Origin of the sequence: Natrinema limicola JCM 13563 (assembly GCF_000337475.1) — an archaeon.
In the GTDB taxonomy this organism is placed as follows: Archaea; Halobacteriota; Halobacteria; order Halobacteriales; family Natrialbaceae; genus Natrinema; species Natrinema limicola.
This window is the reverse complement of record NZ_AOIT01000065.1, coordinates 75,071-91,489: the sequence shown is the minus strand read 5'-3', so window position 1 is coordinate 91,489 and position 16,419 is coordinate 75,071. Positions and strand designations below refer to the sequence as shown.

The 16,419-nt window shown below is 61.4% G+C and carries 12 protein-coding genes; 6 read left to right on the top strand and 6 right to left on the bottom strand.

Annotated features, from left to right (window positions below; genetic code table 11):
• Nucleotides 1-269 precede the first annotated feature (269 nt).
• The 5 genes from C476_RS15675 to C476_RS15655 all read left to right on the top strand — a co-directional run bounded on the left by C476_RS15675 (nucleotide 270) and on the right by C476_RS15655 (nucleotide 10,196).
• Nucleotides 270-2,093 (top strand): 4Fe-4S dicluster domain-containing protein, encoded by a 1,824-nt coding sequence (locus C476_RS15675; RefSeq protein WP_049911964.1) that lies wholly within the window; start codon nucleotides 270-272, stop codon nucleotides 2,091-2,093.
• A 2-nt stretch (nucleotides 2,094-2,095) separates the two neighbouring features.
• The gene (locus C476_RS15670; protein WP_008014668.1) at nucleotides 2,096-5,344 is read left to right on the top strand and encodes a molybdopterin-dependent oxidoreductase; all 3,249 of its coding nucleotides are present in this window, start codon (nucleotides 2,096-2,098) and stop codon (nucleotides 5,342-5,344) included.
• A gap of 6 nt (nucleotides 5,345-5,350) precedes the next feature.
• Nucleotides 5,351-6,580, top strand: coding sequence for an Mrp/NBP35 family ATP-binding protein (locus C476_RS15665; protein ID WP_008014667.1), 1,230 nt, complete (start codon nucleotides 5,351-5,353; stop codon nucleotides 6,578-6,580).
• Nucleotides 6,581-6,920: 340 nt separating this feature from the next.
• Nucleotides 6,921-8,138, top strand: a complete 1,218-nt coding sequence (locus tag C476_RS15660) for an MFS transporter (RefSeq protein ID WP_049911963.1) — start codon at nucleotides 6,921-6,923, stop codon at nucleotides 8,136-8,138.
• A gap of 195 nt (nucleotides 8,139-8,333) precedes the next feature.
• Complete coding sequence (locus C476_RS15655; RefSeq protein WP_008014663.1) at nucleotides 8,334-10,196, top strand: glycoside hydrolase family 15 protein; 1,863 nt, start codon at nucleotides 8,334-8,336, stop codon at nucleotides 10,194-10,196.
• 337 nt (nucleotides 10,197-10,533) lie between these two features.
• Here the strand turns inward: C476_RS15655 and C476_RS15645 are convergent, their stop codons facing one another.
• Both C476_RS15645 and C476_RS15640 read right to left on the bottom strand, forming a co-directional pair.
• Complete coding sequence (locus tag C476_RS15645; protein WP_008014659.1) at nucleotides 10,534-11,601, bottom strand: zinc-dependent alcohol dehydrogenase family protein; 1,068 nt, start codon at nucleotides 11,599-11,601, stop codon at nucleotides 10,534-10,536.
• Between the two features lie 233 nt (nucleotides 11,602-11,834).
• Nucleotides 11,835-12,023, bottom strand: a complete 189-nt coding sequence (locus tag C476_RS15640; protein WP_008014657.1) for a hypothetical protein — start codon at nucleotides 12,021-12,023, stop codon at nucleotides 11,835-11,837.
• A 255-nt stretch (nucleotides 12,024-12,278) separates the two neighbouring features.
• Between C476_RS15640 and C476_RS15635 the strand changes: the two genes are divergently transcribed.
• On the top strand, nucleotides 12,279-13,166 hold the full coding sequence (locus C476_RS15635; RefSeq protein WP_008014656.1) for a cation diffusion facilitator family transporter: 888 nt from the start codon (nucleotides 12,279-12,281) through the stop codon (nucleotides 13,164-13,166).
• Between the two features lie 203 nt (nucleotides 13,167-13,369).
• Here C476_RS15635 and C476_RS15630 read toward each other — a convergent pair whose 3' ends face one another.
• The 4 genes from C476_RS15630 to C476_RS15615 form a co-directional block, all read right to left on the bottom strand.
• Entirely contained in the window at nucleotides 13,370-13,879 is a 510-nt protein-coding gene (locus C476_RS15630; protein WP_008014655.1) for a metal-dependent hydrolase, read from the bottom strand.
• A complete protein-coding gene (locus C476_RS15625) occupies nucleotides 13,879-14,487 on the bottom strand; it encodes a hypothetical protein (RefSeq protein ID WP_008014654.1) in 609 nt (202 codons plus the stop codon). The genes C476_RS15630 and C476_RS15625 overlap by 1 nt, the downstream gene beginning before the upstream one ends.
• A gap of 270 nt (nucleotides 14,488-14,757) precedes the next feature.
• Nucleotides 14,758-15,486, bottom strand: a complete 729-nt coding sequence (locus C476_RS15620; protein WP_049911962.1) for an ABC transporter permease — start codon at nucleotides 15,484-15,486, stop codon at nucleotides 14,758-14,760.
• Nucleotides 15,483-16,412: a daunorubicin resistance protein DrrA family ABC transporter ATP-binding protein gene (locus tag C476_RS15615; RefSeq protein ID WP_008014652.1), complete on the bottom strand. Its 930-nt coding sequence runs from the start codon at nucleotides 16,410-16,412 to the stop codon at nucleotides 15,483-15,485. The genes C476_RS15620 and C476_RS15615 overlap by 4 nt, the downstream gene beginning before the upstream one ends.
• Nucleotides 16,413-16,419: the final 7 nt, after the last annotated feature.

The following is a 16,419-nucleotide window of genomic DNA, read 5'->3' as shown; positions in this document are numbered from 1 at the left end:
GCCGGCCTCGTACAACGTTATCTACCGCGCACAGGCGGATAAAGTTTCGTACCATTGAAAATTGAGTGTCATTCTCAGTCGTGTATGCTGATATTCGCGGCGGTATCACTGCTCTCAGACAGTGATGGTCGGCTGACGACCGAGAAGCGGTGGCGCTGATTCGGGTCGTCCCGCCGACTGAAATGCTCTTTATTCGGTATATTGTGCAACCCGCGCAAGTTTTAAGTGTTATCTTGACGCACGTTGATTGTTGCCACGAACCAACAGAGGTGGTCTCAATCACGAACTATGGCTTCGTTATCGACAACAGGCGGTGTATCGGCTGTCATGCCTGCACGGTGGCCTGTAAGGGTGAACACGACGATCCGATCGGCGTGAACAAGACGTGGGTCAAGTATATCGAAAAAGGTGAGTTTCCCAATACGAATCGCAACTTCTCGGTGATGCGGTGTAACCACTGTGCAGACTCTCCGTGTACCGACGTCTGTCCCGTAACCGCGCTGTGGGAGCGCGAGGATGGGATCGTCGACTTCGATCCGGAGCGCTGTATCGGCTGCAAGGCCTGCATGCAGGGGTGTCCGTACGACGCGCTCTACATCGACCCGAACTCGGAGACGGCAGCGAAGTGTAACTACTGCAGTCACCGAGTCGACACTGGCCGCGAGCCGGCCTGCGTCACCGTCTGTCCCGAGGACGCGATTCTCGCTGGTGATCTCGAGAATCCCGACACAGAAATCGCGCGTACGATCTCCCGCGAGGAGGTTCAGGCCCGCAAACCCGAGAAGGGAACCGAGCCGAAGCTGTTCTACGTCGACGGCGACGAGGGCAGTACCACCCCGGGGACGACCGCCCGCGAGAAACACTACATGTGGAGCGACGCGCCCCATCACGTCGAGACCGAGGGCGGCTCGGTTCCCGATTTCGACCTCGAGAAGGCGGCCGAGTCGCTCGCGGCGTCGGATGTCTCACTTGGGGATGCCGACGGATCGGACGACTCGGAGGCCCGCGCGGACGGTGGGCGAGAGGAGTGTGGTTGTGACTCCTGTGCGTGTGGCGAGGGAGGGACCACTGACAGCTCTGACGCCACCCGGACCGCAGACCGGCAGTCGGACGGCGGCTACCAGTCCGACGGTGGCTACGCCACCGAACCGTCCGGACGGACACGTGATGACGAGGACAACACGAGCCGCACCGAGCGTGCGTACGAACTCCTCCACGAGGAGGCAACGCGGGTCTACGACATCGGCGAGAGCCACTACGGCTCCTGGGGGTGGGAGGTGTACTCCTACACGTGGACGAAGGGGATCGCCGCCGGGGCGCTCATGCTCCCGGCGCTGTTCATGCTGTTCGGGCTGGCCGACCCCAACGTGGCCGCCTTCGGCGCGAGTGCGGTCGTCAGCGGGCTGTTTCTGGCGGCGACCGGTGTCCTCCTCATCCTGGACCTCGAGCAGCCAACGCGGTTTCACTGGGTGCTGTTGCGGCCGAACTGGAACTCTTGGCTCGTGAAGGGTGCCTACATCATTTCCGCAACTGGCGCGTATCTCGGGCTCGTCGTGCTGGGGGCGCTCCTCGGAATCGAGGCCATCGTCAGCCCACTCTCACTGGGTGTCGCCGCCGTCCTCGGCGCGGCGACGGCGGTCTACACGGCGTTCCTGTTCAGCCAATCGAAAGGGCGTGACCTCTGGCAGAGTCCCGCGATGCCGTTGCACATGTTCACGCAGTCGGTCGTCGGCGGCAGCGCGACGCTGGTGATCCTCGGCGTCGCTGGCGTGCCGTGGTTCGAAGCGATGGTCGGGCCGTCGGCGCTGGCACTCGGTGCCGGCCTCGTCGGCCATGCCGTGCTGGTCGCCTCTGAGATCTTCACGCCCCATCAGACCGAGGACGCCGAGGAGGCCGCTGCACGAATCACACGTGGCCGATTCCGGACAGCGTTCTGGGTCGGTGGCGTTGTCGTCGGCATCCTGTTGCCGCTTGTGGCGCTGGCCGTCGGTTTGCCGATCCTCGCCGCAGTCGCCGGCGCGCTCGCACTTGCTGGGCTGTTCGCCTTCGAGTATTGCTGGATAACCGCCCCACAGACCATTTCACTCGCCTAATCATGGGACACGAATTCGATCCGAGCCGTATCGAGAAACTCGCCGAACGACTCGGTGTCATCTCGAACCGGACAGAGGAAACGAAAAAACAGCGACAGCGCCGCGGCGTAGATGGTGTCGATCGTATTGCTCCTGAAGGTGAGCTCGGCTCATATCCCGATCCCGAGCAGTGGCACGACTGGGTCGAGTACGAGTCTGAGGGCCTCCCGAAGGAATACTCGGTCGTCCCGACGGCCTGTTTCAACTGCGAAGCCGGCTGTGGGCTACTCACTTACATTGACAAGGAGACCGGCGATATCCGCAAGATCGAGGGCAACCCCGAACACCCCGGAAGTCGAGGGCGCAACTGCGCGAAGGGGCCGGCAACGATCAACCAGATCAACGATCCCCAGCGCATCCGCTATCCGCTCAAGCGTGATGGCCCACGCGGGAGCGGCGAGTGGATCCGCGTCTCCTGGGACGACGCCCTCGAGGACATCGCCAGCGAGATGCGCGAGACCATCATCGACGGCCGCGAAAACGAGATCACCTATCACGTCGGCCGGCCCGGCCACGAAGGATACATGGACCGGGTCATCAACGCTTGGGGGCTGGACGGACACAACTCTCACACGAACATCTGCTCGGCGGGTGCCCGGGCGGGCTATGCCTTCTGGCAGAAGTACGACCGGCCGAGCGCGGACTTCGCTAACGCCGAGTTCATCCTGCTATTGTCCGCTCACCTCGAGTCGGGCCACTACTTCAACCCCCACGCCCAGCGCATCATCGAGGGCGTCATGGAGGGCGGCCAGCTCGCGGTGCTTGATCCGCGGCTGTCGAACACCGCTGCCATGTCCGATTACTGGCTGCCTACCCAGCCTGGCAGCGAAGCCGCGGTCTTGCTGGCGATGGCGAACGTCATCCTTCAGGAGGGACTCTACGACGAGGAATTCCTCTCTCACTGGGTGAACTGGCAGCAGTTCCTCGACGAGGAATATCCCGGCTACGAGCGGACGTTCGAGACGTACCTCGACGTGCTTCGGGACACGTACGCGGAGTTTACACCAGAGTACGCCGAGGCCGAGAGCGGTGTCGACGCCGCCACCATCGAGAAAGTGGGCCGGAAAATCGGTATCGCCGGCTCGCGCTTTGCCAGCCACATCTGGCGCTCGGCGGCGTCGGGGAACGAAGGTGGTTGGCAGGTCAGTCGGGCACTGCACTTCCTGTCCGTACTCACCGGCAGCGTTGGCACGAAAGGTGGCACCTCGCCCAACGCCTGGCACAAGTTCGAGCCGGAACTCCCGAAGGAGCCACCGCGTCAGCGGCTCTGGGACGAACTTCAGTTACCGCCGGAGTGGCCGTTCGCTCACTACGAGATGAGCCAGCTCCTGCCGTACTTCCTCAAGGAGGGTCGTGGCAAGCTGTCGGTGTATTTCACCCGCGTGTTCAACCCCGTCTACACCTATCCCGACGGGTTCTCTTGGATCGAGGCGCTGAGCGACGAGGACAAAGTCGGAATGCACGTCGCGCTGACGCCCACCTGGAACGAGACGGCGTACTTCGCGGACTACGTCCTGCCGATGGGCCACAGTCCCGAACGCCACGACATCCAGAGTCAGGAGACCCACGCCGCGACGTGGGTCACGTACCGACAGCCCGTCCAGCGGGAGTTCGCCGAGCGCGAGGGCGAGGACATCGAGCGCACCTACGAGGCCAATCCGGGCGAAGTCTGGGAGGAAGACGAGTTCTGGATGGACCTCTCCTGGCGCGTCGACGAGGACGGCGACCTGGGTATCCGGGAGCACTTCGAGAGCCCCTATCGAGATGGCGAGACGGCCGCAGCAAACGGCGGTGCGGCGACACAGCGAGACGACAGCGCAGCCGAGCGAGGGGCCTCGAGCAGTGACGAGGCCGCCGACGAACCCCCGCAGATGACCGTCGACGAGTACTACCGCTACGTCTTCGAGCACGAGGAGAACCTCGTCGAGGCCGCCGAGGAAGCCGGCATGGAACCCCTCGAGTACATGAAACACCACGGGGCGTTCGAGGCCAGCGAGAACGACTACGAACTCCATGAGGAGCCACTCGATCCGGCGCTGCTCGAGGACGACGACGTGGTCGTCGACGAGTACGGGACCATCCACCGGGTACTGGACGAGGACGCCGACATCTCCATCCCGGAAGGGGCGGCGCAGTCGGCCGAAATCGATGAGGGGGCCGATCATCCTGAAGGGTACGACACGATTCCACACGGAGGGGTCTCGGACCTCGAGACGCAGGTGCTCGGCGTGGTCGTCGACGGCGAACCGAAACGTGGGTTCCCCTCGCCGACCGGCAAACAGCAGTTCTACTCGAAGACGCTCGCTGAGTGGGGCTGGGACGACGAGGAATATACCATCCCTCATTACCTGAAAAGCCACGTCCACCCCGAAAATATCGACTACGAGAACGGCGAGATGGTACTCGTGCCGACGTTCCGCCTGCCGACGGCGATTCACACCCGGTCGTCGAACTCCAAGTGGCTCGAGGAAATCTCACACAACAACCCGGTCTGGCTGCATCGCACGGACGCCGAGCGACTGGGCGTCGAGACAGGCGACCTCGCGCGCGTGGAGACCGAGATTGGCTACTACGTCAACGAAGTGTGGGTTACTGAGTCCATCAAGCCCGGAATCGCCGCGATGAGCCACCACATGGGGCAGTGGAAAATCGACCGTGATGGTGATAGCGAGGCGCACCGCGCCTCGGACAGTCGAACGGGCGCTGCCCGTGAGACCGAGGCTGACGGGGACTTCGACGAGGGCGGTGATCCCTACGGGAAGGTCACGGTCGACTTGAAAGACGAGAATAGCCAGTGGGGAATGCGCCAGCAGTCCGGCATCGAGCCGTTCGAGAGCGATGATCCCGACTCCGCGAGGGTCTGGTGGACCGACGGCGGCGTTCCACAGAATCTCACGCATGCCCCCCACCCTGATCCCATCTCGGGAATGCACTGCTGGCACCAGAAAGTCCGGGTTCGGCCTGCGAAAGACGACGACTACTACGGCGATGTCTACGTCGACACCGACCGCGCCATGGAAATCTACCGTGAGTGGGTCGAGAAGACCCAGCCGGTTGATGGGACGGACGGGAAGCGCCGACCGAAGTGGCTCAAACGGCCGATCGCACCACCGTCTGATCCCGGTGAGGACGACGCCTGGTATCTGGACGGCCCGGTCGGTCGCGAGCAGCGATGGGATCCGGACGAGTTCGGCCCGCAGGGTGAGGACTGACCCGCGATGGCAGACTCCGACGAGACTCCTCACGCCGGGCGGAACGATGGGGTGCCGACAGCGTCAGCCGATGCCAGTCAGCGGGACGATACCGCTGCAGCCGTCCGGGAGGCTATCGCCTCGGCGGGCGTGGGAACCGAAGACCTCTCTGCCGACCTCGCAGCGATCGATGGCATTAGTGACGTCATCGTACGCGACGGCGTGGCGTCGGTCGAAATCTCGCTTCCGGTGCCGAGCCAGACGCTCCGCGACCAGCTCGCCATGGACGTGGTGGCTGCCGCTGAGTCCGTCGCTGGCGTCGAGTCGGCCGACATCGACTTCCAGGCCAGCGCTGCCGATCCAAGGGAGCGCATCGATATGCTCCCCGGCGTGAAAAACGTCGTCGCCGTCGCATCGGGCAAGGGTGGCGTCGGCAAGAGCACTATCGCAGCGAACCTCGCGGTTGCGCTGGCGGATGCGGGCGCGGCCGTCGGCCTGCTTGATGCCGACGTATACGGGCCGAATGCGCCGACGCTGCTCGGCCTCGATGAGCGACGACCCAACGCAACGAGCGACGACGAGATGGTCCCGCGCGAGGCCTACGGCGTTCGGACGATGAGCATGGAGTTCATCACCGGCGAGGACGACCCAATCATCTGGCGCGGCCCGCTCGTCGACGAGTTCATCAAACAACTGTTCGGCGACGTCCAGTGGGGCAAACTGGACTACTTGATCGTCGACTTGCCACCGGGTACCGGAGACGCACACCTCTCGCTGGTGCAGCACTTCCCCGTCGCCGGTGCCGTCATCGTGACCACACCACAGGAAGTCGCGGTCGACGACGCTGCTCGCGGCCTCGTTGGCTTCGCACGTCACGACACACCGGTGTTGGGAATCGTCGAGAACATGGCCGGATTCGAGTGTCCGGATTGCGAGTCGCTTCACGACATCTTCGGGACCGGCGGTGCCGACGACCTGGCCGACCAGTTCGACGTTCCCGTTCTGGGTCGCATCCCACTCGAGCCAGCCCTCGGGTCGATGGATGACGATGGTGATTCGGGACGACCGCCCGGTATCGATGTGCCTCTCGTCGGTCGTCTCGAGCTACCTCGCACGTATGAAGAGCGAACGCAAGACAACAGAGCGCCCCCACTTGCCTGCAGGACCGACGGCGGTGCTGCTCGCGAGCAGCTGCGGATCACCGCGAGCCGCATTGCGGCGCGGCTGAACGAGGCTGCCGTGACGTTTCGGAAGTGAGCGTTCGAACGGCGCTGTTCAGATACGGAGTGACGGGTGAGGCGTCACGCTTTCTGCGTGTCCCGGGGTGCTGTCAAACGTGTCTTCAGAGAAATAAAACACCGAACTCCCGCGTTTTCAAACTGTTTCAGCAACACCGAAACTAATGCGGGCTCCTATCAGTCAGTGTCGACGCACCCACACCTCGTCGTGCGGATGCGTCGAGACACAGTGACAGCAAACTCTATGAAACGCCGACGAGTGGCGTAACTCGGTCAGCTTCGCATGGAATCAGCGTTTCTGAACACGACCTGATTGGTCGGCCACATTTTTATATTAGTCATCCGTTGTGTATCGGGAGATGTCAATGGTTGTTGGTACCAAGTGGCGCGCACTTGTTCTCGTCGGAATTGCCGAACTGTTCGCGATGACGTTGTGGTTTAGTGGGAGTGCCGTCGGACCTGAATTGGCCGAGATGTGGAATCTCACGCCGGCCGAAACGGCGTGGTTGACCAATGCCGTCCAACTCGGATTCGTCGTCGGAGCGCTTCTCTCGGCTTCGCTCACCATCGCCGACGTGATCCGACCACGATATCTCTTTGCAGGCTGTGCGTTTGCCGGTGCGGCGGCGACCGCCCTCATCGCTGGCGTCGTCGAGAGCGGTGTGTCGGCGATCGTCCTGCGCTTTCTCACCGGCGTCGCACTGGCCGGCGTCTACCCGACTGGGATGAAGATGATGGCCTCGTGGTTCGTCAAGGGGCGGGGCCTCGCCATCGGCGTCCTCGTCGGCGCACTCACCGTCGGCTCTGCCTCGCCACACCTTCTTCGGGCTGTCAGCGGGATCGGACAGCCGCGAGTCGTCCTCTACGGAACGGCCGCCATCGCAGCGATCGGCGGCCTCCTCGTACTGGCCTACGAGGACGGCCCCCACCAGCCTGAGACGGCTCCCTTTGATCCAAGCGCGATCCGCCGCATCGTCACCGACCGTGGCGTCGTCCTCGCAAACACTGGCTACTTCGGCCACATGTGGGAGCTTTACGCGGTCTGGACGTGGATTCCGGTCTATCTCCTCGCCAGCCTCGAGGCCAGCGGAACGGCAAACCCGGAGCGATACGCGGCACTGCTTGCGTTCGGGACGATCGCGATTGGCGGTGTCGGGGCGTGGATCGCGGGATCGGCCGCGGATCGTGCCGGGAGATCCGTCGTCACCAGTGTGTCGATGATCGTCTCCGGAGGTGCGTGTCTGCTCGCTGGCGTGGTCTACGGTTCGTCGCTGACCGTCGTCGCCCCCTTCGTGCTCGTCTGGGGCTTTTTCATCGTCGCGGACTCCGCGCAGTTCTCCGCGGCGATCTCTGAACTCGCAGACGATAGCTACGTCGGCTCCGCGCTGACGCTGCAGACTGCTATCGGCTTTCTGATCACCATCGGGTCGATTCAGCTCATTCCCGTCGTCCAGCGTGCCGTCGGCTGGCGGTGGGCGTTTATCCCGCTCGCTATCGGGCCGTTGATCGGGACGCTCTCGATGCTTCGATTACGGTCCTTGCCGGAGTCAGATCGACTGGCCGGCGGTCGCGGATAGCGTGGTCTCTGATTGCGATAGGTACGCTCCACAATAGAACGGTCTCCCCTTGTGCTACTCCTCGCATGATCTGTCTCTCACGTCGCGTGTGCTTCGCCTTTTTCGTGCTCGCCCTCGAACAGGATACCATGTTCCCCGGCTCGTCGTTCGGTTGCGCTACGTTCGACAGCTCGAGCCGTGTCGCAGGTGATATCGATGCCTGAACCCGAAGCATACCTGCCGATCGAGTCCTACGGCGTTATCGGCAACCTCGAGACGTGTGCGCTCGTTGCACCGAACGGCTCGATCGACTGGTTCCCCTTTCCACACCTCGAGTCGCCGAGTATCCTCGCCGCGATCCTCGATGCCGAACGTGGGGGGCGGTTCCGAATCGGTCCGACCACCCGTTTTGAGACGAACCGGCGGTACGTCGACGATACGAACGTCCTCGAGACGATCTTCCACACGTCCGACGGGACAGCGACGCTGACCGACTTCATGCCGCCGGCCGGACAGGTCGACCAGCCGAAGAAAGTCCTCTACCGGAAAGTCACCTGTACGGACGGAGCCGTCGACCTCGCAATCGACCTCGAGCCGCAGTTCGACTACGGTCGCGCAGCGACGACGCTCGACTCCGTCGATGGCGGTGTGCTCGCCGCCAGCGAGGCCGAGCGGGTACTGCTCGAGACCCCGGTCGACCTCGAGATCGAAGATGGTCGAATCACCGGCGAGTTCTCGCTCGAGGCGGGCGAGACGGTGTGGGTCTTGCTCCGATGTACTGGTGCCGAAGACGCAAACACGGACCCCGACGCCGCGTTGGAGGAAACGATCGAGTATTGGACCGAGTGGGGACATCACTGCGGTCCCGACGACGACTGCGCATTCGAAGGGCCCTGGCACGACGACGTCGTTCGTTCGGAGCTCGTTCTCAAGCTCCTGACACACGCCGAATCGGGTGCGATCGCCGCCGCACCGACCACGTCGCTGCCGGAGGACATCGGCGGCGTCCGCAACTGGGACTATCGGTTCAATTGGCTTCGCGACGCTGGGTTCACCGTCCAGGCGCTGATGAACCTCGGGACCGTCGCCGAAGCGATCGACTATTTCGAGTGGTTCGTCGATCTCTGTCAGACGGCTGATCCAGAGACAATCCAGCCGCTGTATGGCCTTCACGGTGAGGCGGACCTCGAAGAACGGAAACTCGAGCACCTCGAGGGATATCGCGGCTCGCGGCCGGTGCGGGTCGGCAACGAAGCAGCACAGCAGCGACAGCTCGATATCTACGGTGAGCTCCTGCTGGCCGTCGATGAAATGTGCCAGCGTGGTCGAGCACTGAACGACGACGAATGGGTTCGAATTCGGGACATCGTCGACTACGTCCGCGACGTCTGGGACGAGCCCGATGCGGGTATCTGGGAAGTCCGCGGCGGGAACAAACACTTCGTCTATTCGAAAGTGATGTGTTGGGTCGCCCTCGACCGCGGAATCGAACTCGCTTGTGAACGCGACCGGGATGCCCCGCTCGAGGGCTGGCAGGAGACTCGCGAACGGATCAGAGCGGACGTGCTCGAGAACGGGTACGACGAGGAGATCGGCGCGTTTGTCCAGTCCTACGGAACGAGCGTGCTCGATGCGACGGCGCTTTTGCTACCGGTCGTCGGCTTTTTGCCCTTCGACGACGAGCGCGTTCAGGGGACGATCGATGCGATCGACGAGCGATTGGTTACGGACGACATCTTCGTGGCTCGCTACCACGGTGATGATGGGCTCCCTGGCAACGAAGGCGCGTTCGTCCTCTGTTCGTGCTGGTTCGTCAACGCACTCGCACTCTCCGGGCGTGTCGAGGACGCCCGGTCACGGTTCGAGTCACTGCTCGAGTATCTGAATCCGCTGGGGCTCGTCGCAGAGGAGATCGATCCCGAGACTGGCGCACAACTCGGGAACTACCCACAGGCGTTCAGCCACATTGGAATCGTCAATAGCGCGCTGTACCTCGGCTACGTCCACGGCCACGAACTGCCCGGACCGGACCCGATGGGGATTCGACTCGGTGATCCGGCCGTGGTTCCTGACGAGTGATCCTGATTGGCGCTCGAGCGTTGGAAACGTCTGAACTCGGCTCGAGTCAGGGAACTTCTCGCGCATCCCTTCGACGCGCTTCTCGCCGTCGACGGCGACGTCGGCCGTCGCCCCGTCCTGATCGAAAGCGACGATAGTACCTGTCTTACGACTGACGATCCGGGTGTCAAGGGACATCGATACGCTCGAGGAGTTGCGACACCAGCGCTGAATCGACTGCACGTGATCGTTCATCCGTTCGTTGGCTGCAGCTGGGTGGCACGCTCGAGCGGTCGCTGACACGTGTCCGCGACTGTCACACACGCTTGTCGAAAAAGTGGTGGAAGTGGCCGGAGGATCAACTGCTGAACTCGTTGCAGACGGGAATGCCGATCGTGTTGTAATCGCTCATTGCGGCCAGTTCGTCGGGCACCTCGTGGATGTCGACTGTTTCTTCGACCAGTGCTGTCGGATCCAGCTTGCTGGATTCGACCATGTCGAGCATCTCGCTGTACCGCGATGGCTGGAGCCCGAGCGATCCCTTGAACTCGATTTCCTTGGCGACGAACTCGTCAGTCGGAAGTGGAATCATGCCCGCTTCATCGCTGGTCGTCAGCCCGATCTGGACGTGTGTTCCGCCCTTCCGGAGCGAGTTTACTGCGTTCTGGCACGTTGTTTCGATACCGAGTGCGTCCGCAGAAACGTCCGCTCCGCCGTTCGTAATATCTCTGACCTCAGCAGCAGGGTCGTCGACATCCGCTGCATTGACGGTGGCAACGGCACCGAGATCTTCTGCTCGGTCCAGTTTTTCGTCCATGAGGTCGACACCGATGACGTTCGCTCCGAGGGCGTTTGCGATGTGGACTGCCGACAGCCCGATACCGCCACAGCCGTGGATGACGACATCGTCACCGGCGCGTACTGGTGCCCGGTGAGCCATTGCGTGGAAGGACGTCATGAACCGACAGCCCATCCCGGCGGCCGCTTCAGCGTCGATGCCGTCCGGCAGCGGAACGGCGTTGATGTCCGCGTTGGGGATGTGAACTTCTTCGGCGAATGCCCCGGGTGCCTCGTTCATGAACCCGAGGCCGATGTGGTTTTCACAGATGTTCTCTCGGCCGTTTCGACAGAGGTCACACGTCCCGCAGGCGAAATTAAACGGGATGGCGACCTCCTGTCCCTCTTCAATGTTTTCGACGTCTTCGCCGACGGCGACAATACGCCCGGTTGGTTCGTGGCCGAGAACATGTGGGGGGTCGGGTCGGTAGCCGAACCAGTCCCAGTCACCCTGCCAGCAATGCCAGTCGGATCGGCAGATGCCACAGCCGATGACTTCGGCAACGGCACCATCCGGTTCCGGTTCAGGGCGTTCGACGTCTTGGACGGTCAGCGGTTCTTGGAACTCTTCTAGCAGTACTGCTTGCATCACAACTGTTACCATGCAACAATGGTTGTTAAGCGTTATGTATACTAATTTATGAATGTGCCGTCATGGACTCCGTTTCGGAATTGCAAACCGGTGTTGACGAGCGCCAGCACCCTGACAAACCGGTTTCTAGATCGTGTCTCTAGGGTTGGGGCTCTATCGAAACCGCACTCTATCCTCCATCCCATACTCATCACAGAAACGAAATCTACCGATTCGGAAATTCCCCCGTCTCACTCCTGTTCGTCCGATTGTATCCAGAATTCATACTGTCGGACAGCAGTCAATACGAAGTCGGTCGCGGATTCGCGGCCGTCTCCACCGGCGACGGCCGCAGCAGCGCGACCGATCGTCACGTCGTTCTGTCCGGCAGTATCAGTATCGTCTCGGTGTTTTGCTTCGCTCGAGGTACTTACATTCATATTCGAGTTTAGGCGTTTCCGTTCCTGTTTTGGACCGTCTCTCACCATCAAGAGCATGATGGCAGACTGTACTTTTCAAGACTAGTTCAGTCTCGATGAATATGAGCAGCGAGCAGATCGATACCGAACGTACGGTAGCAGGAAGGAGACGACATCCCTGCTCAAATTCGGCATGAGCGTGGACAGTACCGAGGCCGTTACTGGACCCCACTGGTAGCAAAAGCACTATCGGCACCCCTGCGGAATCACCAGTCGATGGACCGACGAGATGCTGTTCGACGCGTCGGGGTCGTCGTCCTTGCGGTGAATTTCTTGCTAGCCGTTGCCAAGGGGACAGTGTGGTGGACGACCGGGAGTTACGCCGTCGGCTCGGAAGCGGTCAACAGCATTTCCGACGCGGTCTACAGCGTCGTCGTGCTCGCTGGGCTGTACGTTACCACCCAACCCCCGGATTTCGAACACCCGCATGGCCACGAGCGAATCGAGCCGTTCGTCTCGCTGTTCGTTGCCGCCGGCGTCCTCGCTGCGGGCGGCACCGTCCTCTATCGATCGATTACGACGCTCGTCGCGGGCGACTATGCCGTAGTTGCTGGTCCGTGGGCGGTCGGTGTGCTCGTCTCGAGTGCGGTGGCGAAGTACGGGCTCTACCGGTACTGTCTGCGGGTTGCCGAGGCATACAACTCACCAGCGACGACCGCGACGGCACTCGACAACCGCAACGACATCCTCACTGCAGCTGCGGCGCTTGTGGGCGTTTTGGGGGCCGCCGCAGGCTTCCCGCTCCTCGATCCGTTGGCCGGTGCCGTGGTCGCGCTGGGGATCCTCTATACGGGCTATGACATCGTCAGCGAGAACATCGACTATCTCGTCGGTGCAGCGCCGCCACCTGAACTCCGCGAGGAGATACGCGAGCGGGCGCTCGCTCATCCGGACGTTCACGGTGCCCACGATGTCGTCGCCCACTACGTCGGCCCGGAAGTCGACGTCAGCTTGCATATCGAGGTCGAGAGCGACCTGACGCTTCAGCAAGCGCACGACATCGAGTCGACGATCGCGGCGGACATCCGTGATATCCCCGAGGTCGACGATGTATTCGTCCACGTCGACCCGCGCGAACTCGGCGAGTGGAAAGAAAAAGACTAGGTTGAAGCCTTCCGCCATCGAGAACTCGAGGGCACGTACGACGACGTCGTGGTGAGTCGGGTCAGCCTCGACGCCGATTTCGGATTTCGTATCGCGGTTGGTCATCCGGTGTGGGTCTACTCGCTATCGATAGCGAGCAATATTGCTGACCAGTACCACAGTGTTACACGATATCCGGTGTCTAATTTCGTCCAGAGCCGTGTTCAGTCCGAGGGTCGCAACGTCTCCGTCGTACTGTCTCGTCGGACGGCCCACGAACCGATTGCGAGGACGCCTGCAACGGCTGCAGGCCACCGATCAGTACTGAGATACAGATCCGGAGACGGTGGCCGATACGCACTGATCGGGAAGAAAACGGCGTACGCGTCGCCGGTCGCCGTGAGCAACGCGACATCGAGGACGTGGTGAGAGGCTGCGCCGATAGCAGTCAGTACAATCGTCTGTCGTCGATAGTCGGGTGCGACCAACAGCGATCCCAAGAGGACGACGAGCACGCTCCCACCGAGTGTGTGTAACGGCGTCCACGAAATCGGGCCGCCGGTTACCAACTCGAGAGGACCAGTTGGGATCACGGGTGCAATCTTTCTGAAATCCGGGGACAGCGCACCGACCATCACGAGGGTGACCTGTGCCGCTCGAACTCGCTCATATCGAACTGCGAGCAGCGTTCCGATGCTGTAGCCGACCAGTACGTGTGTGAGGAGATCGGGCATCACCGATCACGCTGTTCTCGATGTCGCTCGCTCGAGCTGTCAGCCGATGTGCCATCGCCTTGTGACCGACCGGAATCGACGCCGGATTCGCCACCGTTCGTCGGCGCTGTGGGTCGGGGAACGAGCGCATACCGGCCCCAATCAATGCGCCAGCCACGGATGAGCCGTGCGAGAACCCAGCACCCGCCGACGAATGAGATGACGACCATGTAAAGTGATTCCCACAGGGCAGTGGAGACCGTTCGCTCCGCGTCGAGCGTCGACGCATCCTCGAGCGTTCCGAACACTGTCACGCGATCGCCTGTCTCGAGGGGGCCGGCAGACCGCTCGAGGGTGTCGGCGGTCCGGACGATGGTGAACCTGCCGTTCCCGTTCGACTGTGTTGCGATCACGAGGGGGTCGGTCTCGACGACGGCACCGTCAAGCACGACGCGGTTTCCGATGTGGGATTCGCGATCCGGCGTCACGTCGGCTTCGTCTGGGTACGTGCTTTCTAGCGGTTCAACAGCGGCTGTGCCGGTCCATGACAGGAGTCCGACGAGCGCGAGGAGGAGGGCGACGCTGGCCAGAAGACGGCCAGATTGACCGAACGGTTCACGTGTGGACATTCACTCTCATGACTGGGGCCTGAGATATAGCCGTTGTGTCGGATATACTGCCTAGCAGCCACAGCTTCTCTTTTTCTGCGTTTGGTGTAGCTGAGCGGAACTGACCGACAACGTCCAGTCTGTCTGGGCGACTAGCCTGTTGCCGTTCCTCGAGCGAGACTCCGAATCGAGTCCGCGTATCGACTGATTGGCCTACGTCACATGACGACGTCCTCGGTGCGGTTGTTCTACCGACTCGTGAACTGCCTCGAGAGCAAGCCTTTACCGTGGTTACAGCCGTTTCGGAAGGGTTTTTCGGTGAACCCAGACTGCAAGACTGAAGGTGATGATGAAAAAGAAGAGAAGCCCCACGAGCCAGATGATCGCGCTGTCACCGGTTCCAAGCCCGTATTTCGTCGTTTGGACAAGATAGGTGAGTGGTGACCCGTAAGCGACCACACGACCCCACGAGGGGAGGTCCGCGACAGGCACAAAGATACCGCTGACGAAAATAATCGAGAACTTGACCAGGGTTGCCAGCATCATGACGTTCGACGTCTGATCTGTCGGGACAGCAGCGAGCAAGACACCAAGCGCCGAGAATCCGATCGCTGCAAGAATCAATCCAACACCGAGGAGAACGGGATTTGCGATCGAGACGTCGAGAACGAGAGCGAGTATTGCTGTCGCGACGCCAGTAATACTGACGCTGATGGTGGCAGATGCGACGATATCACCGAGGAGGATTTCGACGACTGTGATCGGAGCAGAAACGAGCCGTTCCAACGTGCCGTCACGGGTCTCCCACGGTGCGATGACCGGCGAGATTGATGTGGCGGTAAACCAGAGCGTCATCCCGATGAGACCCGCGACGAGTTGCGTTCCGGCCATCTCCCGTCCCATAGTGAAGGCGAGAAAGAAGAATACTGGGAGGAGGAGACCGGAGATGAGAACTGGTCCTTTGGTGTAGTAAATCCGGATATCTTTTTTCGCTATGGCCAGCACCCGACGGACTCTCATTGACGCGCCTCCGTAAGGGCAGTAAACGCGTCTTCGAGACTCGGGCCAAGCGTCTGTAACGACCGGAGTGTGAGGTTCTCTTCCTGTGCGAAGTTCACTACAGCTTTGATGACTGTATCGGGGTCAGGCGTCATGAGACGTATAGTATCACCGCGCTTTTCTACGGCGTCGACTGTACTGAACGCGGCCAACGTGTCCAACGTAACCTCCTCATTGAAACTCACCTCCACAGCACGGGTCCGCTCAATCGTTTGTTTCAGTGCGTCTGGCGTATCGATGGCAGCGATTTCGCCACGGTTGATGATCGCAACTCTATCACACAACCGATCAGCTTCCGCGATATTATGTGTGGTCAAGAACACTGTTCGTCCCTCCCGGTTTAATTCCGCTATCCGCTCCCGGATGAGGTGTTGGCTCTCGACGTCGAGCCCTGTAATCGGTTCGTCCAAGAAGAGAACCGCAGGATCATGCAATAGCGCCATCGTCAACATCAGCCGCTGTTTCATCCCTTTACTGAAGTTCGTTGCAAGGGTATGCCGCCGTTCGAACAACCCAAACGAGCGCAGCAGTTCCGTCCCCCGTGACTTCCGTGTTTGCCGTGGAATCCCGTACAGTTCGCCCGCGAGCATCACGTTTTTCCAGGCTGTCAAGTCCGGATACGCGTTGAACTGTTCAGGGACGATTCCGATTTCGGACTTTGCCGCATCGGTATCGGTACGGACGTCGTATCCAGCAATTCGAGCGGCTCCCGCATCGGGTCGCAGAACACCGGTTACCATCCGGATCGTCGTCGACTTTCCCGCCCCGTTCGGGCCGAGAAACCCAAACGATTCTCCCTCATCGACTTGGAAGGAAATACCACCCACGGCGGTAAGATCACCGAAACGCTTGACGAGATTCTCGACGCGAATTGCTGGTGGGGCCATCGTTATC